At 72.6% G+C, this 24,383-nt stretch carries 23 protein-coding genes, 2 tRNA genes and 2 pseudogenes; 18 read left to right on the top strand and 9 right to left on the bottom strand.

The window, feature by feature from the left end; all coding sequences use genetic code 11:
* Window positions 1-124: 124 nt before the first annotated feature.
* Window positions 125-412 (top strand): annotated as a pseudogene (locus K0V08_RS08130) (restriction endonuclease); the annotation flags it as partial.
* A 10-nt stretch (window positions 413-422) separates the two neighbouring features.
* Here the strand turns inward: K0V08_RS08130 and K0V08_RS08125 are convergent.
* From K0V08_RS08125 to K0V08_RS08115, 3 genes are all read right to left on the bottom strand, one after another.
* Window positions 423-755, bottom strand: coding sequence for a HepT-like ribonuclease domain-containing protein (locus K0V08_RS08125; RefSeq protein ID WP_079534870.1), 333 nt, complete (start codon window positions 753-755; stop codon window positions 423-425).
* Window positions 755-1,216: an XRE family transcriptional regulator gene (locus K0V08_RS08120; RefSeq protein WP_012039140.1), complete on the bottom strand. Its 462-nt coding sequence runs from the start codon at window positions 1,214-1,216 to the stop codon at window positions 755-757. The genes K0V08_RS08125 and K0V08_RS08120 overlap by 1 nt, the downstream gene beginning before the upstream one ends.
* Before the next feature lie 38 nt (window positions 1,217-1,254).
* Window positions 1,255-1,326, bottom strand: a tRNA-Arg gene (locus tag K0V08_RS08115).
* 234 nt (window positions 1,327-1,560) lie between these two features.
* Between K0V08_RS08115 and K0V08_RS08110 the strand changes: the two genes are divergently transcribed.
* Both K0V08_RS08110 and K0V08_RS08105 read left to right on the top strand, forming a co-directional pair.
* A complete protein-coding gene (locus K0V08_RS08110; protein WP_079534868.1) occupies window positions 1,561-5,286 on the top strand; it encodes a DUF4011 domain-containing protein in 3,726 nt (1,241 codons plus the stop codon).
* Complete coding sequence (locus K0V08_RS08105) at window positions 5,286-5,552, top strand: hypothetical protein (protein ID WP_079534866.1); 267 nt, start codon at window positions 5,286-5,288, stop codon at window positions 5,550-5,552. The genes K0V08_RS08110 and K0V08_RS08105 overlap by 1 nt, the downstream gene beginning before the upstream one ends.
* 41 nt (window positions 5,553-5,593) lie before the next feature.
* On the opposite strand, the gene mscL is transcribed toward K0V08_RS08105, so the two are convergent.
* Window positions 5,594-6,076, bottom strand: a complete 483-nt coding sequence (gene mscL, locus K0V08_RS08100; RefSeq protein ID WP_079534864.1) for a large conductance mechanosensitive channel protein MscL — start codon at window positions 6,074-6,076, stop codon at window positions 5,594-5,596.
* A 32-nt stretch (window positions 6,077-6,108) separates the two neighbouring features.
* Here mscL and K0V08_RS16165 point away from each other — a divergent pair, with 32 nt between their 5' ends.
* Window positions 6,109-6,357 carry a hypothetical protein gene (locus K0V08_RS16165; RefSeq protein WP_394336960.1) on the top strand — a complete coding sequence of 83 codons (249 nt, stop codon included), beginning with the start codon at window positions 6,109-6,111 and terminating at the stop codon, window positions 6,355-6,357.
* Between the two features lie 62 nt (window positions 6,358-6,419).
* Here K0V08_RS16165 and K0V08_RS16160 read toward each other — a convergent pair.
* Window positions 6,420-6,512: pseudogene (locus K0V08_RS16160) on the bottom strand (FmdB family zinc ribbon protein); the annotation flags it as partial.
* A gap of 6 nt (window positions 6,513-6,518) precedes the next feature.
* A complete protein-coding gene (locus K0V08_RS08090; protein ID WP_043583310.1) occupies window positions 6,519-7,094 on the bottom strand; it encodes a 5-formyltetrahydrofolate cyclo-ligase in 576 nt (191 codons plus the stop codon).
* A gap of 40 nt (window positions 7,095-7,134) precedes the next feature.
* Between K0V08_RS08090 and galU the strand changes: the two genes are divergently transcribed.
* The 7 genes from galU to K0V08_RS08055 all read left to right on the top strand — a co-directional run bounded on the left by galU (window position 7,135) and on the right by K0V08_RS08055 (window position 13,867).
* A complete protein-coding gene (gene galU / locus K0V08_RS08085) occupies window positions 7,135-8,031 on the top strand; it encodes a UTP--glucose-1-phosphate uridylyltransferase GalU (RefSeq protein WP_012039135.1) in 897 nt (298 codons plus the stop codon).
* A 57-nt stretch (window positions 8,032-8,088) separates the two neighbouring features.
* Window positions 8,089-8,757, top strand: coding sequence for a GNAT family N-acetyltransferase (locus K0V08_RS08080; RefSeq protein WP_079534860.1), 669 nt, complete (start codon window positions 8,089-8,091; stop codon window positions 8,755-8,757).
* Between the two features lie 86 nt (window positions 8,758-8,843).
* Complete coding sequence (locus K0V08_RS08075) at window positions 8,844-9,812, top strand: hypothetical protein (protein ID WP_079534858.1); 969 nt, start codon at window positions 8,844-8,846, stop codon at window positions 9,810-9,812.
* Between the two features lie 159 nt (window positions 9,813-9,971).
* A tRNA-Ala gene (locus K0V08_RS08070) sits at window positions 9,972-10,044 on the top strand.
* A gap of 446 nt (window positions 10,045-10,490) precedes the next feature.
* Window positions 10,491-11,765 carry a cellulase family glycosylhydrolase gene (locus tag K0V08_RS08065; protein ID WP_231689065.1) on the top strand — a complete coding sequence of 425 codons (1,275 nt, stop codon included), beginning with the start codon at window positions 10,491-10,493 and terminating at the stop codon, window positions 11,763-11,765.
* A 77-nt stretch (window positions 11,766-11,842) separates the two neighbouring features.
* The gene (locus tag K0V08_RS08060) at window positions 11,843-13,462 is read left to right on the top strand and encodes a DUF7059 domain-containing protein (RefSeq protein ID WP_079534856.1); all 1,620 of its coding nucleotides are present in this window, start codon (window positions 11,843-11,845) and stop codon (window positions 13,460-13,462) included.
* Window positions 13,463-13,471: 9 nt separating this feature from the next.
* Entirely contained in the window at window positions 13,472-13,867 is a 396-nt protein-coding gene (locus K0V08_RS08055) for a DUF3054 domain-containing protein (protein WP_012039130.1), read from the top strand.
* Window positions 13,868-13,886: 19 nt separating this feature from the next.
* Here the strand turns inward: K0V08_RS08055 and K0V08_RS08050 are convergent, their stop codons facing one another.
* Window positions 13,887-14,324 (bottom strand): hypothetical protein, encoded by a 438-nt coding sequence (locus tag K0V08_RS08050; RefSeq protein ID WP_012039129.1) that lies wholly within the window; start codon window positions 14,322-14,324, stop codon window positions 13,887-13,889.
* Window positions 14,325-14,444: 120 nt separating this feature from the next.
* Between K0V08_RS08050 and K0V08_RS08045 the strand changes: the two genes are divergently transcribed.
* The 5 genes from K0V08_RS08045 (at window position 14,445) to arfA (ending at window position 20,483) form a co-directional block, all read left to right on the top strand.
* Complete coding sequence (locus K0V08_RS08045) at window positions 14,445-15,446, top strand: LacI family DNA-binding transcriptional regulator (protein WP_012039128.1); 1,002 nt, start codon at window positions 14,445-14,447, stop codon at window positions 15,444-15,446.
* Between the two features lie 104 nt (window positions 15,447-15,550).
* Window positions 15,551-16,900, top strand: coding sequence for an extracellular solute-binding protein (locus tag K0V08_RS08040; RefSeq protein ID WP_012039127.1), 1,350 nt, complete (start codon window positions 15,551-15,553; stop codon window positions 16,898-16,900).
* Between the two features lie 94 nt (window positions 16,901-16,994).
* Complete coding sequence (locus tag K0V08_RS08035; protein WP_079534854.1) at window positions 16,995-17,939, top strand: carbohydrate ABC transporter permease; 945 nt, start codon at window positions 16,995-16,997, stop codon at window positions 17,937-17,939.
* A complete protein-coding gene (locus tag K0V08_RS08030; RefSeq protein WP_079534852.1) occupies window positions 17,936-18,856 on the top strand; it encodes a carbohydrate ABC transporter permease in 921 nt (306 codons plus the stop codon). Before K0V08_RS08035 ends, K0V08_RS08030 begins: the two co-directional genes overlap by 4 nt.
* 88 nt (window positions 18,857-18,944) lie before the next feature.
* Window positions 18,945-20,483, top strand: coding sequence for an arabinosylfuranosidase ArfA (gene arfA, locus K0V08_RS08025; RefSeq protein ID WP_079534850.1), 1,539 nt, complete (start codon window positions 18,945-18,947; stop codon window positions 20,481-20,483).
* Between the two features lie 70 nt (window positions 20,484-20,553).
* Here the strand turns inward: arfA and K0V08_RS08020 are convergent, their stop codons facing one another.
* Window positions 20,554-22,179, bottom strand: coding sequence for a S1C family serine protease (locus K0V08_RS08020; RefSeq protein ID WP_228511055.1), 1,626 nt, complete (start codon window positions 22,177-22,179; stop codon window positions 20,554-20,556).
* A 135-nt stretch (window positions 22,180-22,314) separates the two neighbouring features.
* Here K0V08_RS08020 and K0V08_RS08015 point away from each other — a divergent pair, with 135 nt between their 5' ends.
* Both K0V08_RS08015 and K0V08_RS08010 read left to right on the top strand, forming a co-directional pair.
* Entirely contained in the window at window positions 22,315-22,827 is a 513-nt protein-coding gene (locus tag K0V08_RS08015; protein WP_228511053.1) for a hypothetical protein, read from the top strand.
* Window positions 22,828-22,836: 9 nt separating this feature from the next.
* Complete coding sequence (locus tag K0V08_RS08010; RefSeq protein WP_079534846.1) at window positions 22,837-23,829, top strand: aldo/keto reductase; 993 nt, start codon at window positions 22,837-22,839, stop codon at window positions 23,827-23,829.
* 67 nt (window positions 23,830-23,896) lie between these two features.
* Here K0V08_RS08010 and K0V08_RS08005 read toward each other — a convergent pair whose 3' ends face one another.
* Complete coding sequence (locus K0V08_RS08005; protein ID WP_079534844.1) at window positions 23,897-24,370, bottom strand: hypothetical protein; 474 nt, start codon at window positions 24,368-24,370, stop codon at window positions 23,897-23,899.
* Window positions 24,371-24,383 lie beyond the last annotated feature (13 nt).

Here is a 24,383-nt window from a genome sequence, read left to right as displayed (position 1 = left end):
TGTGTGCGGCAACCCGTGCGGATGTGGGCTGGCCCTCGTTCCGATGGCAAATCGACGGCCACTTTTGAAGGCTTTGAGGCTCTGACGGTACGGCCTTGGCGGGACTGTAGCCATCGTGGCGACGCTCGAGGGCTACCAGATCGTCAAAGCCATCGCCTGCAGCGAGGTGAAGCCGCAGCGCGTGGTCCACCGCGACGCGAAGTCGTATCTCGCGATCCTGCTCGACGACAACAACCGCAAGCCCATCGCCCGGCTGCACTTCAACGGCAAGAAGCAGAAGTACCTCGGGCTCTTCGACGCGCACAAGGTCGAGACGCGCCACCCGATCGGATCGCTCGACGAGATCTACGCGCACGCGGACACGATCCGCGAGGCGATCCGCGTCCACGCGGGCGACGCGGTCGGCGCATAGCGCGGAGCGCTCACCCCAGCAGCGCCCGCGCCACCCGCGGGAACTCCACCGCCACCGCCTCCCAGAGGATCTCCTGATCGGTCCCGGCGTAGTCGTGCGCGATGAAGTTCCGCACCGCGTGGATGCCGTTCCAATTGACCTCCGGATGCGCCTCGCGGAAGGAGAGCGGCAACCGCGCGGCTGCGGTGGACAGATCCAGCACCAGCGAGCACGCGATCCGCCGCTGCTCGTCGTCGTCGGGGTCGGCGAAGCGGGCATGCCCGCGTTCCACCACTCGACGCGCGGAGGCTGCGAAGCGCGCGATGTCGGCGAGCAGCGCCGGGACCCGCTCCTCGTCGAGCATCAGAGGGCGACCGCCTCGGTGCGGATGCGGTCCATGACCGCCCCCGTGCCCCGATCGGAGACCACGTCGACGTGGACGCCGAGGAGCTCCGTCACCTCGGCCATGAACCCCGCCACGTCGAAGATGGACGCGCCCGGCGCCGGGTGCACGAGGAGATCGACGTCGGACCCTGCGGTGGCGTCCCCGCGTGCGACGGACCCGAACACGCGGACGTCGTCCACGCGGCAGCGAGCCGCGACCTCGAGGATGCGCTCTCGAGATGCCCGGACCCGCTCCAGCGACGGGATCCCCAGCGCGGCACGAAGGCGTGCCAGCGTCTCCGCCGACGGCTGCCGGCGTCCGCTCTCGTAGGCGGCGATGTTGGGCTGCGGCACATCGGCGAGCGCGGCGAGCTCTCGTTGCGATAGCGCGGCGAGACGGCGCAGCCGCCGCAGCTCCTCGCCGACGGACGCATCGCTCATGGCCACGATGATAGCGGGTCGATATCGCGAAGCGGAGGTGCCCCTGGAGGGACTCGAACCCCCAACCCTTTCCTTAGGACGGAACTGCTCTTCCATTGAGCTACAGAGGCTGACCGGCCCATGGTAGCGGAGGCCCGCCCGCGCGGACGTGGCGGCGCCGACCGGCGAAGAGCCGGGACACGATCGCCGACGGGCCCCGCAGATCCGGCCCCGCGCCGCCCCGCCTGCCGGTTTCCCCACCCGCCGCGTCGTACTGTTGCCGGGTGTGGCGTGCCAATGAACGATCCGACGACGACGACGACCTGCTCTCCGGGTTCGCCGCCGAGCCTCTAGAGGACCCCCACGTGAATGCTTCCCACAACAGCACCAGCCCCCACGACCTCCGGGTCGGCGACGTGCAGCTCGGGAGCGGCAACGTGGCCGAGCCCCGCTGGCGCGAGTGGCGCGAGCAGCTGGCCGGCATCGGCGGCACCTCTCCTCTCCTGCACTTCGTGGACGCGCCCGGCTCCCGCATCGAGCTGAGCACCACGCACCCGGGCGGCCTCGCGCAGTTCATCACGGGCAAGACGACGCTGCTGTCGTCCCTCATCCGCGACGACCTCGCGCTCCGCAGCGCCCGCAAGGCCGCGAACCGCATCACGCAGAAGGGCATCGAGCTGGTGTCGGCCCGCGGCATCGAGTCGATCCACCTGGCCATCGGCCTCGCCGAGTGGCGCTTCGCCGACGAGCAGTTCCGCGCGCCCGTGCTCCTGCGCCCGCTCGCGATCCGCCGCCACGGCAGCGACTACGAGGTGCGCCTCAAGGGCCAGCCGTTCCTCAACCCGGCGCTCGCGCGGGCGCTCGAGGAGCAGTTCCAGATCACGCTCGACGCCGACTCGTTCGTCGCGCTCGCCGTGCAGAACGGCGCCTTCAAGCCGCAGCCGGTCATCGACCGCCTGCGCGGCCTCACCTCGCACCTGCCCGCGTTCGCGGTGCAGCCGCGCCTCGTCGTCTCCTCGTTCGCCGAGGTGGGCCGGGCGCTCGCCGAGGACGCCGAGCACCTCGACCACCTCGTCATCGATGCCATCGCAGGCAACCCCACCGCGAAGTGGGGCGTCGGCGAGGCGTACGCGCCCGTGGACCCGATCCCGCAGGACCAGCGCCCGCCCGTCACCGACACCCTGCTGCTCGACGCGGATCCCGAGCAGGAGTACGTCATCGCGCAGATCAACGCGGGCAACTCGCTCGTGGTGACCACGCTCCCCGGCACCGGCGGCACGCAGACCATCGTCAACTCCATCGGCTGCCTGGTCGCGCAGAACAAGCGCGTGCTCGTCGTGAGCCCCCGCGCCTCCTCGCTCAAGGGCATCGGCCAGCGCCTCGCCGACGTCGGCCTGCCCGGCCTCGCGGTGGCGCCGAAGTCGCTCAAGCGCGACGTCGTGCAGTCCATCGTCCGAAATGAGAAGGCCGCGCCCGCGCAGACCGCCGAGGTCGACGACGCGCTCGTGCGCCTCCGCCACGTGCTGCTCGACTACCGCTTCGCGCTCGGCCGCCCCGACAGGGACCTCGGCGTCTCCGTGCTCGACGCGCTCGGCGAGCTGTCGCGCCTGGCCCTGCTGCCGGATCCGCCGGCCACGACCGCGCGCCTGACCCGCGAAGCGGTGGTCGCCATCGCGCACGACCGCGCGAGCGCCGCCGCCTCGTTGGTCAAGGCCGCGAGCCTCGGCGAGTTCCGCTACGGCCCGGGCGACTCGCCCTGGTACGGCGCCACGTTCTCCACGAGCGCCGCCGCGACCCACGCGCACGACCTCGCGAAGTCGCTCTCCGCCGACGGCCTGCCGCGGCTGCTCGAGCGCGCCGACGAGCTCATCGGCCAGACGCGGATGCGCGCCTACACGTCAATCGACGAGCTCGGCGTGTACCTGCGCCTCCTCCTCGACGTGCGCGAGACGCTCGACAAGTTCCAGCCCGTCGTGTTCGACCGGTCGCTCAGCGAGATCATCGCGGCCACCGGATCCCGCCGCGACGCCCCCGAGATGACGAGCATCACGCGCCGTCGCCTCCGCAAGCTCGCGCGCGAGTACGTGCGCCCCGGCGTCCACATCTCCGACATGCACGAGAGCCTCAAGGCCATCCAGAAGCAGCGCATCCTGTGGCAGCGCTACGTCGCGGTCGGCTCCACGCCCGAGGTCCCGCGCGGCATCTCCGACGTGCACGTGCGCTACCAGGAGGTCGCCGCCGACCTCAAGGTGCTCGACGAGCCGCTGAGCATGCTCACCCGTCCCACCCCGCTCGGCAAGCTCCCCGTGGACGAGCTGCGCGAGAAGGTGGCCCAGCTCGCCGAGGACAGCGAGGTGCTCCAGAACCTGCAGGAGCGCACCTCGCTGCTGGCGGAGCTTCGTCGTCTCGACCTGGATCCGCTGCTCCGCGACCTCTCCGACCGGCACGTGCCGCAGGAGGCCGTCGCCGCCGAGCTCGAGCTCGCGTGGTGGCAGTCCGTGCTGGAGCAGATGCTCGCGGGCGACAAGGCGCTCCTCAACGCGAACACGAGCGTGCTCGACCGCCTCGAGTCCGACTTCCGACTCGTCGACGAGGCGCACGCCACCGCCAGCGCGGGCCTGCTCGCCTGGCAGCTCGCGGAGACGTGGAAGATCGGCGTGGTCGACTGGCCCGAGGAGGCGCACCACCTGCGCCAGCTGCTCGGCGGATCCACTTCCGTCGACGCCGCGGCCCTCCACCACTCCGCGCCCCACCTCTCGCGCACCATCGCGCCGGTCTGGCTCGCATCGCCCTACGAGGTGCCGGCGATCACAGACGAGATGCCGTTCGACGCGGTGTTCCTCGTGGACGCCGGCGCCATGACGCTCGCGGAGGCCCTCGGCGGCATCCGGCGCGGAAAGCAGACCGTGGTGTTCGGGGATCCCGTCACCCAGACGCCGTCGCCCTTCACGATCGCGGTCGTCCCGCAGCCGGAACGCTCCACGCCGCAGCTCGCGGACGACGACTCGACGCTCGAGGAGCGCCACGCCGACTCCGCGCTCGCGCGCCTCGGCGAGCTGCTCCCCACCCTCTCCCTCACGCGCAGCTACCGCGCGGGCGGCGAGGACCTGGCCGAGCTCGTCAACCGCCGCTTCTACGGCGGCCGGATCCAGTCCCTCCCGTGGGCGGGCACGTTCCTCGGCCACGGCAGCCTGTCGCTCGACTTCGTCGCCGACGGACACGGCATGCCCGACGAGGACACCGGCGCCGTCGAGAGCGTCGACGCCGAGGTGATCCGCGTCGTGGAGCTCGTGCTCGACCACGCGAGCCACCGCCCGCGCGAGTCCCTCATGGTCATCACCGCGAGCGCCCGCCACGCCGTGCGCGTGCAGCAGGCCGTGCTCCACGCGGCGGCCAAGCGCAGCGACGTCACCGAGTTCTTCATCGGCGACCGCGCCGAGCCGTTCATGGTCGCGACGCTGGAGCAGTGCGTGGCGCAGAGCCGCGACCGCGTGATCTTCTCGGTCGGCTACGGCCGAACCCCGCACGGCCGCGTGCTGTCGAACTTCGGCGCCCTCGCGGCGCCCGGCGGGGAGCGCCTGCTCGCCGTCGCCATGACGCGCGCGCGACGCTCGATGGTGGTCGTCTCCTGCTTCCAGCCCTCGGACATCGACCAGGACCGGATGAAGCACGGCATCGTCGCGCTCGCCCAGATCCTCTCGGAGGCGGAGGCCCGCTTCAAGGAGGACCCGATCCCGGACGACGGTGACGCCATGCTCGTCGACCTCGCCCGCCGCCTCGAGGGCCTCGGCCTCGCGCCCGCCCTCGGGCACCGCGACAAGCTCGGGCTCGTCGCGTCGTACGGCGGTCGGGCCATCGCGATCGAGACGGATCCGGTGGTCAACCAGACGAGCCTCCGCGAGTCGCTGCGGCTCCGGCCCGAGATGCTCAAGCGCCTCGGCTGGCACTACCTCCGTGTGCACTCCTTCGAGCTCTTCGCGGATCCGGACGCCGTGGCCCGCCGCATCGCCACCGCACTCGGCGCGATCTCCGACGCGCACCCGGTCACCGCGCCCGTGCAGGTCCAGGCCGGCGCGCACCGGGCGGACTGATGCCGGAGCGCGACGCGTCGGACGCCGAACCCGCGGCCGACGCCGCGCCTGCGGCCGACGCCGCGGGGGAGCGTCGCCCGACCCGCCGGTCGCGGCGGGCGTCGACGCCGCCGGTACCCGGATCCGACCCCACGCCGCAGGCCGCCGCCCGCGCGCCTGCGGTGCCCGCCGCCGAGGACGCCCCGCAGGGCTGGGGCGACGCGCCCGCCGCCTCGGACGCGAACGACGACCGCCTCCGGCTCGACCGCCCGCCCCACTGGGGCTGACGGGTCGACGCCGGAGGCGGTCGGGTCGTGCGGAGGGCGCGCTAGGCCGGCGTGCCGGGCTCGGCCACGTGCTGGCCGGTCGACGACGGCACCGTGTGCGAGCCCTCGGGCGACGGCCGCCCGGCCAGCAGGTCGCGGATCTCGATCAGCAGCTCCGTCTCGGTGGGCGGCACGTCCTTCGGCGTCGCCTCCTCCGCGGCCTTCTGCTTCGCGAACGCGACCTTCTTGAGGTGGTTCACCGGCAGCACGAGCGCGAAGTAGACGACCGCGGCGACGATCAGGAAGTTGATGATCGCGGCGACGACGGCGCCGAAGTAGATGGTGTTCTCTCCGCCCGACACCGTGGGGATCGTGACGGGCAGCGCCGTCGCGAGATCCTCCGCATCGAACAGCGCCCCGATCACAGGGTTGAAGACGGACGTGACGATGGCCGTCACGATCGCGGTGAACGCGGCGCCGATGACGACCGCGACCGCGAGGTCGATGACGTTGCCGCGGAGGATGAATTCCTTGAAGCCCTTCACGGGTGCTCCTGTCTGGCGGGCCGCCCGATCAGGTGGACGGCGAGGACGAGCCGGAGCCCGAGGACGCGGGACCGGAGGGGGTGCTGGGGGTCACGGTACCGGAGCCCTGGCCCACGGTGCCGGAGCCGGAGGAGCCCGACGAGTCCGACGAGCCGCTGGACGAAGACGATGAGGAGTCGGAGGACGAAGACGACGACGAGTCGCCCGACTTCGCCGACGACGACCCTGACGGCGACCGCGACCGCTTAGCCGCGTCCTCGGTGCGCGAGTCGTTGCGGTAGAAGCCGCTTCCGGTGAAGCTCACGCCCACGGCGGCGAACAGCTTGCGGAGCTTGCCGCCGCAGACGGGGCACTCGGTGAGGGAGTCGTCGGTGAACGCCTGGACGATGTCGAAGGCGTTGCCGCACACCGTGCAGCGGTAGGAGTACGTGGGCATGGGTCCCTAGAAGGAGTGGATGAGGGTCGGGGTCACGATGCCGTCGACCGGCATGTCGTGCTTCTCCCGCGGGAGCTCGTCGACGAACTCGGCGTCGAACACCACAGCGTAGACCGGGGGGCAGGCCTCCATGGATCCGAGGGTCTTGTCGAAGTAGCCGCGGCCCCAGCCCATGCGCATCCCGCCCTGGTCGACCGCGGCGGCGGGCACGACGATGAGGTCGACGTCGTTGATGGCGATCGGCCCGAGCAGCTCGCCCACCGGCTCCGGCAGGCCGAACAGGCCCTCGGTCTCGGTGCCGTCGCTCACGACCCAGTCGAGCAGGCCGTCGTTGCGCGACACCGGCAGGAGCACCTGCCGGTCGTTCGCATGCAGCCACTGGAGGAAGGGCCGCGTGGTGGGCTCGTCGACCGTGGAGAGGTAGCAGGCCACCCGGCTCGCGTCGTGGTTCGCCACGAGCTCCGTCAGGCGGCTGGTCAGCCCGTGCGCCGCCTCGTCGCGCTCCGTCGAGGTCATCTGCCGACGACGCTCCCGCAGCTGGGCGCGCAGGGCCCTCTTCTCGTTCCCGACTTCGCTCGGCATGGGTCGAGTCTAGGGAGATCCGCCCGGTACGCTCGATCGCATGGTCACCCACATCACGAAGGCTGTCATCCCCGCCGCGGGACTCGGAACGCGATTCCTTCCCGCGACGAAGGCGATGCCGAAGGAGATGCTGCCGGTCGTGGACCGCCCGGCCATCCAGTACGTGGTGGAGGAGGCCGTGGGCGCCGGACTGCACGACGTCCTCATGATCACGGGCCGCAACAAGACCGCCCTCGAGAACCACTTCGACCGCAACGCCGAGCTCGAGGCCACCCTCCAGCTCAAGGGCGACGACGCGAAGCTCCGCAAGGTCAACGAGTCCACGGACCTCGCCGACATGCACTACGTCCGCCAGGGCGACCCCAAGGGCCTCGGCCACGCGGTGCTCCGCGCCGAGATGCACGTGGGCCGCGAGCCGTTCGCCGTGCTCCTCGGCGACGACATCATCGACAAGCGCGACGTGCTCCTGTCCCGCATGATCGAGGTCCAGCTCCAGCGCGGCTGCTCCGTCGTCGCGCTCCTCGAGGTGGATCCCTCGCAGACGCACCTCTACGGCGTCGCCACGGTCGAGGAGACCGACGACGACGACGTCGTGCGCATCACCGGCATGGTCGAGAAGCCCGCCGCAGGCACCGCGCCCTCCAACCTCGCGATCATCGGCCGCTACGTGCTGCGCCCCGAGGTCTTCGACGTGCTGCACAAGACGGAGCCCGGCAAGGGCGGCGAGATCCAGCTGACGGATGCGCTCGAGAAGATGGCCGCCGCGCCCGAGTGGACGGGCGGCGTGTACGGCGTCGTCTTCCGCGGCCGCCGCTACGACACGGGTGACCGGCTCGACTACCTGAAGGCCATCGTCCAGCTCGGCGTCGACCACGAGGACCTCGGCGAGGGCCTGCGTGAGTGGCTGCCCGAGTTCGTCAAGACGCTCGAGCGCTGATCGGAGACGGCGCCGCGCGGTCCGGTCGCACCGGCGCTCCTGCGGAGGCCTAGGCTCATGGACGTGCCGCAGACCGTACCCACCATGCGGGACGGGCGCATCTCCGTCCGGCCCATCCGGCTCCGCGACTCCCGGGCCCTCGAGCGCTCGCTCCTCGACAACCGCTCCTGGCTCCGCAAGTGGGAGGCCACGAGCCCCTACGCGCCGATGGCGTTCGACACGCGCGCGAGCATCAGGTCGCTGCAGGCCAACGCGCGCGCCGGCCTCGGGGTGCCGCTCGTCATCGACTACGACGACGAGTTCGCCGGGCAGCTCAACGTGTCCTCCATCGCCTACGGCTCTCTCTCGAGCGCGACCATCGGCTACTGGGTCGGCCAGGAGTTCGCGGGACGGAACGTCACGCCCACGGCCGTCGCGCTCGCCACCGACTACTGCTTCACCGCGCTCGGGCTGCACCGGATGGAGATCTGCATCCGGCCCGAGAACGCGCCCAGCCTCCGTGTCGTGCAGAAGCTCGGCTTCCGGTACGAGGGGCTGCGCCGCCGCTACATCCACATCAACGGCGACTGGCGCGACCACTTCTGCTTCGGCCTCGTCGTCGAGGAGCTCTCCACCAGCGTGCTCGCGCGCTGGAAGGAGGGCGGCGTCGATCCCGAGTGGTCGCGCGTCCCCGACGCGGACGTGCAGGCGGCCGCCGTGCCGCTCGCCGTGCAGCGCCGGATCTGACCACCCACCTGCGGATGCGCCGGTCCCGCAGTGGACACGCGGCGCGCTTCCCGCGTCGGGCCCGCCGGACCTCCTAGCCTCGGGACATGCAATCCGGCGGCATCATCATCGCGCTCTCCGCGGTGCTCTGGCTCGCCTACCTCCTGCCCACGTGGCTGCACCGGCGCCAGTACATGGCGACCGAGCGCAACGCGGTGCGCCTCCAGCAGACCCTGCGAATCCTGGCCGAGACGGCCGAGGTCCCCGACGCGGTGCGCGCCGAGACCAACGCCCGCAGCGTCGTCGAGCAACAGCGCGCCCTCCGCCGGGCCGCAGAAGAAGCCGAAGCCGCCGCGCGTGCGCGAGACGCCGCCGCCGAGCGCGCCCTACCGAAAGTGGCCCCCGTGTCCGCAACGTCGCCCTCCGCCGCCACGCGCCTCCGTCGCAGCCGGCTCGCCGCCACCGCGATCCTCGCCCTCGCCCTCGTCGGCGTGATCGCCGGGATCGCGCAGGTCGCCGGTGCCGGCGCGTGGACGCTGCTCGTGATCTCCTCGCTCGCCACGTTCGCGTCGCTCGCCTTCCTGCAGCGCATGTCGCAGGTCGCCGCCGCGCGCCGCCTCCAGGCGCCGGAGGCCCGCCCGAAGCCGCGCACCGGGTTCACCGACTTCCTCGAGCAGGCCGCGCAGCCCGCCGAGCCCGTCGCGGAGCGCGAGGAAGGCGAGTCCTGGACCCCCGTTCCCGTGCCCAAGCCGCTCTACCTCTCCCGCTCGCAGGCACCCGGGCCGCGTCCCGGTGCCGGCAGTGCGCCCCGCACGCCGCTCTCGCCCGTCGAGGAGATGCGCCGCGCCGCCGCCGAGTCCGAGGCGACGCTGCGCCGCGCGCACCTCGAGCCCGAGGTCGCGCGCCTGTCCGCCGAGGAGGAGGCGGAGGCGCCCGCCGCATCCGCCGCTCCTGCCGCCCCCGCCGCGCGCACGGCTCCCGTCAGCCGCTTCTCGCGCATGGGCATCGTCGACGACGCCGAGCCCGGCATGGGCGACCTCGACGAGGTGCTGCGCCGCCGCAGGGCGGTCGGCTAGCGCGCCGGTCCGTCCATCGGAGGGCCGCCGCAGGGCGGTCGGCTAGCTCGCCGGTCCGTCCATCGGCGGGCCGGCGTCGGACGGTCGGCCTCTCGGATCCACGGCCGCCTCGGCGGTTCGAAGGGCTCCGCGCGACGTGGTAGTCTCGTGGAGTTGTCAGGGCCTATGGCGCAGTTGGTAGCGCGCCTCGTTCGCATCGAGGAGGTCAGGAGTTCGAATCTCCTTAGGTCCACAAGAACCCCGCTCCGGCGGGGTTTTTGCTTTTCCCGGCAGCGCTCGTGGGCGCATCCCTCACGGGGTGTGAGGGATGCGCGCGCGGCGCGCGCGGCGGTCCTAGCCTTCCCGCATGAAGACACGAAGAGGCCTCACCTCCGCACGGCTCGGACTGCTCCTCCCGGTCGCGCTCGCGACGGCGGGAGCGTCAGCTGCCTCGGCCTCCGCAGCTGACCCGGGCTCCGCCTCGGCGCATCCCGCCGCGGCGTCGACCGCATCCACCGCGTCCGGATGGCTCCACACGGACGGCGGGAGGATCGTCGACTCCACCGGTTCCACGTACACGATCCGCGGAGCCGCATGGTTCGGACTCGAGTCGTCGGGCTGCGTGCTCCACGGGCTCGACAAGATCACCCTCGACAGCGGCATGAAGCACCTCCACGACATGGCTTCACGACGGTGCGCATGCCGTTCGCGAACAGCTGCCTCCGGGCGTCGAGCGTCGCGGACTGGGGGACCACCGCCAATCCGGATCTGAAGGGCATCACCCCGCTGCAGCTCATGGACCGTGCCATCGCCTCTGCGAAGGCCAACGGCCTGAACGTGTTCCTCGACCAGCACCGCCCGACGACCGACGGCCAGTCCGAGCTGTGGTACACGAACGACCTCCCCGAGTCCCAGTGGATCTCCGACTGGAAGATGCTCGCGGACCGCTACAAGGACGACCCCACGGTCATCGGCGTCGACCTGCACAACGAGCCGCACGGCCAGGCTTCCTGGGGCACGGGCGACACGGCCACCGATTGGCGGCTCGCCGCCGAGCGCGGCGGCGACGCGGTGTTGTCGGTCAACCCGAAGCTGCTCGTCATCGTCGAGGGCACCGACAAGCAGCCCGACGGATCCGGCACGTGGTGGGGCGGGGCCCTCGGCGCCGCGGGCGACAAGCCCGTCGAGCTGAGCGTGCCGAACCGCGTCGTGTACTCGCCGCACGGCTACCCCGCGAGCATCTACGCGCAGTCGTGGTTCAGCTCGCCGGACTACCCGAACAACCTGCCCGGCGTGTGGGACGCCCACTGGGGCTACCTCGCGAAGAAGAGCATCGCCCCGGTGCTGCTCGGCGAGTTCGGCACGAAGCTGGAGACCACCAGCGACAAGCAGTGGCTCTCGACGCTCGTGTCGTACCTCCAGACCACCGGCATCAGCTCGTCGTTCTGGTCGTTCAACCCCGACAGCGGTGACACCGGCGGGCTCGTGATGAGCGACTGGGTCACGCCCGAGCAGGCGAAGCTCGACGCGATGGCGCCGATCCTGCACCCGGCCACCGGGGGATCCGGCTCCGGGTCGGGCTCGTCGTCGGGCTCCGGGTCGTCGTCGGGCTCCGGCTCGTCGTCCGGATCCACGCCCGCGCCGCAGCCGCAGCCGCAGCCCGCGCCCTCCACGTCGGGCGCCGTGACGGCCACGTGGCAGCCCGGCGGATCCTGGTCGTCCGGCTACGTGGCCGACCTCGACGTCACCGCGAAGTCCGCGGTCGCCGGGTGGACCGTGTCGTGGGCGAGCCCGGGCACGACCTCCGTGGGGAACAGCTGGGGCATGCGCTGCATCGTCGCCTCCGGCACCGTGACGTGCACGGGCGCCGACTGGGCAGGTGCGCTGTCCGCGGGTCAGACCGTCCATGTCGGTCTGCAGGCCGCGGGCGGGCCGGCTCCGTCCTCGCCGCAGCTCGCCGTCACGAGCCGCTGACCCCTCTTCCCTCATCCACGGCGCCGGTCGCCGGGCACCCGCCCGGCGGCCGGCGCCTCGCCGGTTAAGATCGACCGGTGCCCCGCCCCGCGATCCCGCCCGTGACCATCGCGACCCCGGAGGTGCGGGCGCTTCGCGCCGACCTCGAGGCGGCGCCCTTCACGCTGGCGTCGGCGCTCGACGTCTGGGGCGACGCGGCCGGGCAGGCGCTGCACCGCGGGAACCGGATCCCGGCCCGTCGCGCCGTCGAGGCCGCGCGCACCGCCGACGGCCTCCCGGCAGCCGCCGTGCTCGCGGCCCTGTTCGTGCTGGGCGACCCGGTCGACGCCGACGACCTCGGTGCAGCCCTGCCGACGCTGGGCCTCGAGGGTGCCGCACGCCTCGGCCTCGTCGAGGTCGACTGCGTGCGCGTGCGCCCGGCCGTCGACCTCCGCCCGTACGGCTTCATCGACGCGCACGGCGTCGGCGAGTGGTGGATCGCGTCCGACCTGGGCGAGCTCGCCACCGGCGGCGCCCTCGACGAGGACCACGTGCTCGGCGTCGGCGGCGCGTCCGCCACCCTCAGCGGCCTCATGATCTCCATGCCCGTCGCCAGCGCCCTCGACCTCGGCACCGGCTGCGGGATCCAGGCGCTGCACGCGTCCCGGCACGCCGACCGGGTCGTCGCGACGGACATCTCCGCGCGCGCCCTCGCGTTCGCGGCGCTGAACGCGGCGCTCAACGGGATCACGACCATCGAGCTGCGGCTCGGCAGCCTGTTCGAGCCGGTCGCGGGGGAGCGGTTCGACCACATCGTCTCCAACCCGCCCTTCGTGATCACGCCGCGCGCGGAGGGCGTTCCGGCCTACGAGTACCGCGACGCGGGGCTCGTGGGCGACGCGCTCGTCGAGGGCGTCGTCGCCGACCTCGCCGACCACCTGACGCCCGGCGGCCTCGCGCAGCTCCTCGGCAACTGGGAGCACCGCGCCGGGGAGCCCGGCCTCGAGCGCGTCGCGGGCTGGCTGGACCGGGCGGCGGCGCGCGCCATATCCGGCCTCGACGCCTGGGTCGTGGAGCGCGAGGTGCAGGACGCGGCGCTGTACGCCGAGACGTGGATCCGCGACGGCGGCACCCGAGCAGGCACCCCCGAGTCGGAGGCGCTGATGGACGCCTGGCTCGACGACTTCGCCGCGCGCGGGGTGGACGCGGTCGGCTTCGGCTACCTCACCCTCCGCCGGCCGACCTCGGGGACGCCGACGCTCCGCCGCCTCGAACGGCTGCACGGCGGCCTCGGCCACAACCCGACGGGCCTCGGCGACCACCTCCAGGCCTCCCTCGCCGCGCACGATGCACTCGCCGCCGTCGATGACCGCGCGCTCGCCGGGCTCGCGCTCGTGGTGGCCGGCGACGTCACGGAGGAGCGGCACTACTGGCCGGGCGCCGAGGATCCCACGGTCATGACGCTCCGCCAGGGCGCGGGCTTCGGCCGCGAGGTGCCGCTCGACACCGGGCTCGCGGCGCTGGTCGGGGCATGCGACGGGGAGCTCGCGGTGGGCGCCATCGTCGACGCCGTCGCGCAGCTCACCGCGGTGGACGCCGACGCCCTGCGCGCCGAGCTGCTGCCGCGGATCCGCGCGCTCGTCGCCGACGGGTTCCTCACGCTCCCGAGCGCGGTGTCCGACGACGGGCTCGCCGAGCGCCCAGCGCGCGACGCCTAGGATCGCGGGGTGACTCCCCGAACCGCCCGCCGCGCCGCCCGTCCCGAGATCGTCCGCGCCGTCGTCCTCGACGCCGCGCTCATCGTCGTCTTCGTCCTCATCGGGCGGGCGAGCCATGGCGAGGACCTCGCGCCGTCGGGCGTGCTCGGCACCGCGTGGCCGTTCCTCGCGGGCGGGCTCGTCGGCTGGATCGTCGCCCGTGCCTGGCGCAGCCCCTCGCGCGTCGTGCCCACCGGCCTCCTGGTGTGGGGTGTGACGCTCGTGGTCGGCATGGTGCTCCGCGCGCTCAGCGGCGAGGGCGTGCTGGTGCCGTTCGTCATCACGACCGCGATCATCCTGGCGGTGCTGATGCTCGGCTGGCGCGCGATCTCGGCCCTCGTCGTCCGTCGGCGCGCGCGGGCCTGAGCCCGGCGGCGACCCCGCGTCAGGCGGCGGGCGGCGTCCCGGACACGGCCTCCATCACGGCGATGAGCGCCTTCGCGTAGGCCTCCTCGGCCTCGAGGTCGCGGTGCTCGACCTCCTGGCCGTCGATCACGACGAGCACCACGTGCGCACCGTCCTCCGCGCCGCCGATCTCGCGCCGCAGCGACCGGAACGCCCCGCCGAGCAGCGCCCGGAGCTGGTCCTCGCGCGGCAGCCACAGGCTGTCCTCGAGCGCGACCGAGTCGAGCGCCCACTCGGTCGTGCCGTTGAAGCCGAGCACGGTGCCGGTCGCGTGCTCGTGCGCCTCGATCGTGAGCTCGCTGATCGTGAAGACGTCGGACTCGAAGCCCTGGCCGCGGATCCGGAACCGGTCGCCGGGCTCGGGGCTCCACTCGAGGCCGAGCTCCAGCAGGGTCGTGGCATGCGCGGTGGAGATCATCCGTGCAGTATGCCGGGCGCTCCCGGGCGTCGCCTCCGCGGGCGGGGGAATGCGTGTGCATTAGATTCGCATGGCACCGCGTGCGGCAGACGACGCCGACGGTCGGACAAGGGGAGGACCATGCGCGCGACAGTGAAGGACGTCGCCGCGCGCGCCGGGGTCTCCCCGAAGACGGTGTCGAACGTGATCACCGGCCGCGTCGCCGTGAGCCCCGCCACGCGCGAGCGCGTCGAGCGGGCGGTCGCCGATCTCGACTATGTGCCGAACCTCTCCGCGCGCGGCCTCCGCAACGGGCGCACGGGCGTCATCGCGGTCGCCCTGCCCGACCTCGGCACCGCGTACTCCGCGGAGCTCGCGCACCACCTGGTGGAGGTGGCGCACGAGGCCGGCTACAGCATCCAGATGGAGGAGACGGGCTCCCGGCCCGACCGCGAGCGCGACCTCATGTCCCGGGCGCGCGAGCACCTGGTCGACGGCCTGATCCTGAACCCCGTCCTGCTGTCGCGGAGCGCCATCGCCCGCGCCGAGTCGCTGCCGCCCGTCGTGGTGATCGGCGAGGTCGAGCAGGAGATCGTCGACCGGGTGCTCGTCGACAGCGTCCGGGCGGCGTACGACATGACCCGCCACCTCCTCGGCACGGGCGCCCGGCGCATCGCGGCGCTCGGCACGGCCACGCGCGAGGAGTCCGCGGCGGGCGACCTCCGCCGCATCGGCTACCGGCGCGCGATGGAGGAGGCGGGCGAGGTGCCCGTCGAGATCGACCGCACGGGCTGGAACAGCGCATCAGGGGCCGAGGCCGTCGAGGCCTGGCTGGCCGACGGCAACCCCGTGCCGGACGCCCTGTTCTGCTTCACCGACGGCCTCGCGTTCGGCGCCCTGCGCGCGCTCGCCGACCACGGGGTGCGCGTCCCCGAGGACATCCAGGTCGCGGGCTTCGACGACGTCGACCAGTCGCGCTTCTCGATCCCCACCCTCACCACCGTGCACTTCGACATCCGCGCCTACGCGGAGGCGGCCGTCGGCCAGCTGGTGCGCCGGATCGAGGAGCGCGACGGCCCGCCCGTGCAGCTCGTGATCCCGCACCGCATCGTCGTCCGCGGCAGCACGCGCCCTACCGCCTGACCACGCCTGACCCGACGGCGAACCTCCGACGGATCGGCCCGGGGGAAACGTTGCGCTTCGCATTACAACGATGTAAAGATCGTCGCATCACAAAGGAGTGGTCAATGGATCCTGTTACGGGAAAGGCCGGGGGACGTCCCTCGGCGTGGTCGAGGCGTCAGATCCTCATGGGCGGAGCGGCGGCCCTGGGCGGCGCGTTCCTGGTCGGCGGTCTCTCCGGCTGCGCGCCCCAGGTGGCGTCGGCCGGCGGCATCGTCGACCTGAAGTACTGGCACCTGCTATCCGGCGGCGACGGCATCCGGATGACGGAGATGGTGAAGGAGGCGAACGACTCCGGCGACGGATTCGACGTCACCGCCACCGTCCTCGCCTGGGGCCAGCCGTACTACACGAAGCTCGCCATGGCGTCGGTCGGCGGGCGCGCCCCTGACGTCGCCATCATGCACGCGGCCCGCGTGCCCGGCTTCGCGCCCGGCGGCCTGCTCGATCCGTGGGACACCGACAGGCTCGCCGAGCTCGGCGTCACCCAGGCCGACTTCGAGCCGCGCGTCTGGGACAAGGGCGTCGTCGACGGGAAGCTGTACTCCATCGCCCTCGACAGCCACCCGTTCATCCTCATGTACAACACGGACGTCGCGGCCCAGGCGGGCGTGCTGGGCGGCGACGGCCAGCTCGAGGAGATCACGTCGCCCGACCGGTTCCTCGAGGTCATGCGGGCGATGCAGGCCGTCACGGGCGAGCACGCCCTCAGCTACGGGTACCTCGGCGACGGCGCCCAGATGTGGCGCCTCTTCTACACGTTCTACAAGCAGATGGGCGGCGACATGGAGCTGCCGACGGGCGGCGAGGTCGTCTACGACCGCGACAAGGCCGTCGCGTCGCTCGAGTACATCCAGACCCTGCTCGACGGCACGATCGCCACCCCGAGCGGCGACGCGGGCACCGCCATCGCCGAGTTCGCGGGCGCCAAGAGCGGCGCCATCGTCACGGGCGTGTGGGAGCTCCCCACCTTCCAGAAGGCGAAGGTGCCCTTCGACGCGATGCCCATCCCGAACCTGTTCGGGACGCCCGCGACGTTCGCCGACTCGCACGCGTTCGTGCTGCCGCACCAGAGCTCGCCGGATCCCGTCAAGCGCGAGAAGACGTACGCGTTCGTCGCCGACCTGCTGAAGAACTCGCTGCAGTGGGCGGGCGCCGGGCACATCCCGGCGTACAAGCCCATCGTGGACAGCCCCGAGTACGCGGAGCTCCTGCCGCAGGCGCACTACGCGGACGCGGCCGCGCAGATCGAGTACGACCCGGTCGCGTACTTCACCGGATCCGGCTCGGACTTCCAGACGTACTTCGCCGAGAACGTGCAGAACGTGTTCCTCGGGCGGCAGGAGGCGGGCGTCGGCCTCGACGCCTTCATCCGGCAGATCGACGCGCTGCTCGCCAAGCCCAACCCCCTGTAGCGCGCGACCCCCGCAGCGCCCGATCGACCTCGCGGTCGCCGCCCGTGCGCGGCGCCGCACCCTCTTCCCAGCGAAACGACGAAGGAGTCCACTCGTGACGACAGCAGCACCACCCACCCCGGTCGCCCCCGCGGCCGGGCCGGCCTCCCCGCGACCCGCGGTCGGCCAGCCCAAGGTCAAGGCCAAGGAGCAGACCCAGGGCCTGCTCTTCATCGCCCCGTTCCTCATCACCTTCCTGGTGTTCCTGGTCTGGCCGGTGCTCTACGGCTTCTACCAGAGCCTCACCGGGCAGAGCCTCACGGGCGCCAACAGCGAGCTCATCGGCTTCGCGAACTACTTCGAGGCGTTCGGCGACAGCCAGATGTGGCGCTCTCTCGGCAACACCGTGGTGTTCACGATCGCGAGCACCATCCCCCTCCTGGTCGTCGGCCTCGTGCTCGCGCTCCTCGTGAACCTCGGCCTCCCGGGCCAGTGGCTCTGGCGGCTCGCGTTCTTCCTGCCGTTCCTCCTCGCGTCCACCGTCGTGTCGCTGTTCTGGCTCTGGATGTACAACCCGCAGCTCGGCGTCGTCAACGCGATCGCCGGCGCCTTCGGCCTCCCGCAGCCCGCGTGGCTGCAGGACTCGAACCTCGCCATGACGAGCGTCGTCGTCACCACCGTGTGGTGGACCGTCGGGTTCAACTTCCTCATCTACCTGGCGGCGCTGCAGAACATCCCCGACCAGCAGTACGAGGCGGCCGCGCTCGACGGCGCGGGCAAGTGGCGGCAGCTGTTCTCCATCACGATCCCGCAGCTCGCCCCGACCACCGCGCTCCTCGCGATCCTGCAGGTGCTCGCGTCGCTCAAGGTCTTCGACCAGATCTACCAGATGACCGCCGGCGGGCCGGGCGGCTCGACGCGGCCCATCGTGCAGTACGTCTTCGAGACCGGGTTCACGGGCTTCCGCTTCGGCTACTCGGCCGCCATCTCCTACATCTTCTTCGCCCTGATCGTCGTGATCTCGGTCATCCAGTTCACCGCGACACGGAGGAAGTCATGACCACCGCCACCCGTCCCGCCTTCTCCTCCGGCACGCTCGCCCGGAGGCCCGCCACCGGCGCCGTCGCCCGCCAGGGCCGCACCGGGACGCCCCGGTTCCAGCCGTCGCGCATCGCCGCGCTCCTGATCCTCATCGTGCTCGCCGCCGCGTGGCTGCTGCCGTTCCTCTGGGCGGTGCTCACGTCGTTCAAGTCGGAGACGGACGCCGCGGCCTTCCCGGTGACGATCTTCCCGGCCGGCGGCTTCACGCTCGACGCCTACGCCTCCGTGCTCAACGGCGGCACGATCCCGCTGTGGACCTGGAACAGCCTGCTCACCAGCACGGTGATCACGGTCGTCGCGGTCGTGTTCTCGGCGCTCGCCGGCTACGCGCTGAGCCGCATCGACTTCCGCGGCCGCAAGGTGCTGATGGGGGCGATCGTGGCGTCGATCATCATCCCGCCGCAGATCCTCATCGTCCCGCTCTTCTACCAGATGCTGTCGTTCAACCTGGTGGACACCCTCTGGGCCGTGATCCTGCCCCAGATAGCGCAGCCCGCCATGGTGTTCATCCTGAAGGCGTTCTTCGACCAGATCCCGATCGAGCTCGAGGACGCCGCGCGCGTCGACGGTGCCGGACGCGTGCGCGTGTTCCTGCAGATCGTGATGCCGCTGTCGCGCCCCATCCTCTCGGCGGTCGCGATCTTCGTCTTCATCGGCGCGTGGAACAACTTCCTCTGGCCCTTCATCGCCACGAACGACGCCACCCTCATGACCCTGCCGGTCGGCCTGCAGACGGTGAAGAACGCCTACGGGATCCAGTACGCCCAGAACATGGCGTCGGCCGTGCTCGCCGCGCTGCCGCTGATCCTGGTGTTCCTCTTCTTCCAGCGCCAGATCATCAAGGGCATATCGACCACCGGGTTCGGCGGGCAGTGATCCGCCCCGCGCCCACCGACCCGACCCGCAGATCCACCCATCCCGCCCGGGACGCACGCGCCCGGGCCTCACGTCCAGGAGGACGCCCATGACCCGCGCCCGCATCACCATCGACCGCGACTTCACCATCGGCGACGTGCCCCGTCGGCTCTTCGGCTCGTTCGTCGAGCACATGGGCCGCTGCGTCTACACCGGCATCTACGAGCCCGGCCACCCGACCGCGACGCCCGAGGGCTACCGGCAGGACGTGCTCGACCTCACCAGGGAGCTCGGCGCGACCGTCGTCCGGTACCCCGGCGGCAACTTCGTCTCCGGCTACGACTGGGAGGACGGCGTGGGCCCCGTCGAGGACCGGCCTCGCCGACTCGACGGTGCCTGGCACACGGTGGAGACCAACGCGTTCGGCCTGCACGAGTTCGTGGGCTGGTCGAGGGCCGCGGGCGTCGAGGTGATGGAGGCCATCAACCTCGGCACGCGCGGCGTCGACGCGGCGCGCTCGCTCGTGGAGTACGCGAACCACCCCGGCGGATCGAAGTACTCCGACATGCGGCGCCGGAACGGTGCTGAGGAGCCCTTCGACATCAAGCTCTGGTGCCTCGGCAACGAGATGGACGGGCCGTGGCAGATCGGGCACAAGACCGCCGACGAGTACGGCCGCCTCGCGCAGGAGGCGGGCAAGGCCATGCGGCTGGTGGATCCGAGCATCGAGCTGGTCGCGTGCGGCAGCTCCAACTCGGGCATGCCGACCTTCGGCCAGTGGGAGCAGACCGTGCTCGGCCACACGTACGACGTCGTCGACTACGTCTCGCTGCACGCCTACTACCAGGAGCACGAGGGCGACGTGCGGAGCTTCCTCGCGAGCGCCGTCGACATGGACTTCTTCATCGAGTCGGTCGTGGCGACCGCGGACGCGACCGGCGCGCGCCTGAAGAACCGCAAGCGCATCGACCTCTCGTTCGACGAGTGGAACGTCTGGTACCAGCGCGGGCTGGACGGCGAGGACCAGCCGCACCGCATCGAGAAGGCGGGCTGGCGCGAGCACCCGCGGGTCATCGAGGACGAGTACAGCGTCACCGACGCGGTGGTCGTCGGCACGCTGCTCAACTCGCTGCTGCGGCACGGCGACCGGGTGAAGATCGCGAACCAGGCGCAGCTCGTCAACGTGATCGCGCCGATCCGCAGCGAGGAGGCGGGGCCTGCCTGGCGGCAGTCGATCTTCTGGCCGTTCGCCCGGATGGCGCAGCTCGCGACCGGCCGGATCCTCCAGGTCGAGGTCGACAGCGACCGCTACGACAACGACCGCTTCGGCACCGCCGACGTGGTCGACGTGAGCGCGACCTGGGACGACGAGGCCGGCACCGTGTCGCTCTTCTTCGCCAACCGCGGGCTCGAGGAGGACGCGTCGACCGAGGTCGCGCTGCGCGGGCTCGATGTCGGCCGGATCCTCCGCGCCGAGGTCCTGCGCGTGCCCGACGGCGGCGACCGGCACGCGAGCAACACGCTCGAGTCGGGCGAGCAGGTCGGACTCGTGCCGCTCGAGGGCGTGCACGCGGAGGGCGGGCGCCTGACGCTCACGCTCCCGGCGCTGTCCTGGGCGGTCGTGGTGCTGGACGTGACCCGGAGCTGACGCGCGCCGCACGACGACGGCCCGTCCCGCGCGATGCGGGACGGGCCGTCGTCGTCGTGAGGGGAGCGGATCAGCTCACGGGGCCCTCGGTGAGGGTCACGGTGCCGGTCTTCTCGGCGCCGGCCGCGGTGGTCCACCCGAGCTCCACCGACTCGCCGGGCTTGTGCGCGGAGATCGCCGCGCTGAGCTCGGACGCCGAGGCGACGGCCTTCCCGTCGACCGAGGTGACGACGTCGCCCTGGGCGAGGCCCGCCTTCGCGGCGCCGGATCCGTCGACGACGCCCTGGACGGGCGCGCCCGCCACGGTGCCCGCGCCGTCCGCGAGCAGCACGCCGAGGAACGCCGGGTAGCCGATCTTCACGGTGCCGGACTCGACTCCGCTCTCGATCTGCTTCGCGATGGACACGGCCTTGTCGATCGGGATCGCGAACCCGGCGATCTGCGCGGAGCCCGACGAGGCGGCCGTGTCGATGCCGACGACCTCGCCCTCCGCGTCGACGAGCGGCCCGCCGGAGTCGCCGGAGACGATCGCCGCGTCCGTCTGGATCAGGTCGGTGAGCGTCTCGCCCGCGGCCGTGCCCTCGGACTGCGTCGTGATGGTCTGGCCGAGCGCCGTGACCTGGCCGGTCGCCGCGGTGAGCGTGCCCGTGCCGCCCGCGTTGCCGACGCCCGTGACGGCCTCGCCGACCTGGACGCCGTCGGTGTCGAGCTTCGCCGGCGTGAGCCCCGACGCGTCCTCGAGCTTGAGGACCGCGACGTCGTTCGTGGCGTCGGTGCCGACGACCTTCCCGACGTAGGCCTTGCCGGTCGACTCGACCGTGACGCGGATGCTGGTGGCGCCGCTGACGACGTGGTTGTTGGTGAGGATCGTGCCGTCGGACGACAGGATGATGCCCGTGCCGGCACCGGCCGCGTTCTCGTAGGTGAGCGCGGAGTCGATGGTGACGACGCCGGCCTTCTGCGCGGTGGTCGCCTCGGGGGAGGTGACCGAGGTGCCCCGCCCGGTGCCGGACTGCGTGCCGGATCCCGAGCCGGAGCCGCTGCCGGATCCCTGCCCGGGCAGCGTGGTCGTGCCGCGGCCGAAGCCCTGGCCCGGCGTGAAGGAGCCCGGGTCCTGGATCTGCGTGCTCCCGGCCTGCGAGCTCGAGCGGCCGAGGTCGGCCATGAAGCCCACGGCCGTGCCGCTGCCGAAGGAGAGGAGGAGCGCGAGGGCGGACGCCCCGGCGATGAGGCCCGTGCGGAGGCCGCGGTGCATGCGCTTCGGCGGGACGGGGTTCCCGGCCGCGTCCACGGCGTACGGGCGTCCGAAGGCGTCGGTCGCGGGGGCGGGCCACGGCGATCCGGCGGGGTGGCCCCCGGCGGGCATCGCGGTGGCGTAGGCGGCGGTGGGCTGCTGGGCGGCGGGCTGCTGCGCCGTCGGCTGCGCGGCGGGGGCGCCGGCGCCGACCGCGGGTCCCGCGGTGGCGTGCGCGTCGGTCGGGGCGGTCCACGCCGCGGGCGCGGCGGGTGCGCGGGGTGCCTCGGGTGCGGTGGGGCCGTCGGCCGCGGGACCGGCGGGCGCCGGCCAGGCGGGCTGCGCGGTCTCGGCCGGGGCCGGGGCCGGAGCCGCAGCAGGGGCGTGCGCGTCGGTCGAGCTGGTGTCGTCGATGGGGGCCTCGTCCGGACGTCCGGTCGGCTCCTGGGGTGTCTCGTTCATGACGGGTCCTTCGTGTCTCGGGTGGCCCGATGGGGGCCATGAGGAGATCACACCCGGCGACCCTATGAGCACCCCATGACGAGCACTAGCGTCCGCCAAGCATCCTGGTCCCCGCCCGGGCGTAGCCTGACCGTCATGACGCGGAGGTCGGACGGGGACGGCGAGCCCGCCGGCGTGGATCCGCGGTTCGACCCGGCGTTCCAGCTGGACTCCGGTCCAGCTCCGGCACCGCATCCGCGGACGGATCCGCAGGCGGGCGCCGACGTCCCCGGTCCGACCTCGACGACCGGCAACCCGGAGACGCACGAGACGCCGGCGCCGTCCGTCCCTCGAGCGGCCGACCGCCCGGCCCTCGCCGGCTGGCTCGCCCCGACGCTCTGGATCCTCGCCGTCGCCTTCCCCGCCGCGGGCCTGGGCCTCCGTGCGCTCGCCGCCCGCATCGCGACCTCCATGCCGTACTCGAGCTTCGGCGACCCGCTGGGCGAGCGCTGGCTCCTCGACGCCGTGCCCCTGCTCGTGACCCTCGCGCCGGGCGTCGTCGCGGGCGGCCCGATGGCCGTGATCGCCGCGCTCGCCGTGCACGCCCTCCGCCGCCGGCCCGCCCGGGCCGCGAGCGACGACCGCGAGGCGGGCGTCCCCCGCGCGTAGGCTCGACGCATGGAGCAGAGAAGCCTCGGCAGGACCCATCGGAACGTCTCGGTCATCGGACTCGGGACATGGCAGCTCGGCGGGGACTGGGGTGACGTGGCCGAGGACGACGCGCTCGCCGTGCTCGACGCCGCGGCCGAGGCGGGCATCACCTTCTTCGACACGGCCGACGTCTACGGCGACGGCCGCAGCGAGACGATCATCGGATCCTGGCTGCACGCGCACCCGGACGCCGGCGTAACGGTCGCGACAAAGATGGGTCGCCGCGACGCGCAGGATCCCGCGAACTTCACCCTCGACCGCTTCCGCGAGTGGACCGACCGGTCCCGCCGGAACCTCGGCGTCGACACGCTCGACCTCGTGCAGCTGCACTGCCCGCCCACGCCCGTGTTCTCGAGCGACCGCGTCTACGATGCCCTCGACGAGCTCGTCGCCGACGGCGCGATCGCGTCCTACGGCGTGAGCGTCGAGACGACCGACGAGGCCCTCCTCGCCATCGCGCGCCCGGGCGTCGCGAGCGTGCAGATCATCCTCAACGCGTTCCGCCTCAAGCCGCTCGACCGCGTGCTGCCGGCCGCCGTCGAGGCGGGGGTCGGGATCGTCGCCCGCGTGCCGCTCGCCTCCGGGCTCCTCAGCGGCCGCTACACCGCGGACACGACCTTCGCCGAGACCGACCATCGCAACTTCAACCGCGGCGGCGCCGCGTTCGACGTGGGGGAGACCTTCTCGGGCGTCGACTACGACGACGGCGTCGCCGCGGCCCGCGAGTTCGCGGCCGCCGCGCACGAGGCCGCGCCCGACCTCACGCCCGCGCAGGTCGCGCTCGCCTGGATCGTGCAGCGCGAGGGCGTCTCCACGGTGATCCCCGGCGCCCGCAATGCGGAGCAGGCGCAGGCCAACGCGCGCGCCGGCGACGCCCCCGCCCTCGGCGAGGTCTTCGAGCGCCAGGTGGCGGACATCTACGACCGGTACTTCCGCGCGGCGGTCCACCCGCGCTGGTAGTCGCGCCGGGCAGACGACGGCCCCGGTCAGCATCGCGCTGGCCGGGGCCGTCTTCCGTGCGGGAGGGCTACTGCAGCGAGTCGCAGGCGCTGGACATCTGCGTCTTCAGCTCGTCGCTGATCGGCTGGCCGACGCCGGGCGCGATCTGGTCGGCGAGGGCGGTGATCTGCTGGCCGGCGGCCGCGGCGCCGCTCTCGGTCGAGGCGGAGATCTCGGTGCCGAGGTCGCGGAACGCCTGCACGTCCGACTCCTCCAGCGTGGACTTGTCCTTCAGGCCGCACGCGATGTCGCGGGTCTTCGCGGCGATGGCCTCGCGGGATCCAGGGGCCGCGGCGTCGCCGGAGCCGGCATCGCCCTCGGTCGTCGCCTCGGGCGTGGGGCGCGCGGCCTCGGCGGATGCGGATGCGGACGGGGTGGGCGTCGCGGCGTCGTCGGCGGCCGGCGAGCTGCACCCGGCGAGCGCGAGGCCGAGCGCGAGGCCCAGCCCGGCGATCCCGGCGCGCAGACGGCGCGTGGTCAGAGGGGTCTGCTGAGAGGTCATGCCCTCACACTAT

Source organism: Clavibacter michiganensis (assembly GCF_021216655.1).
GTDB classification, from domain to species: Bacteria; Actinomycetota; Actinomycetes; order Actinomycetales; family Microbacteriaceae; genus Clavibacter; species Clavibacter michiganensis.
This window is presented reverse-complemented; position numbering and strand designations above follow the sequence as displayed.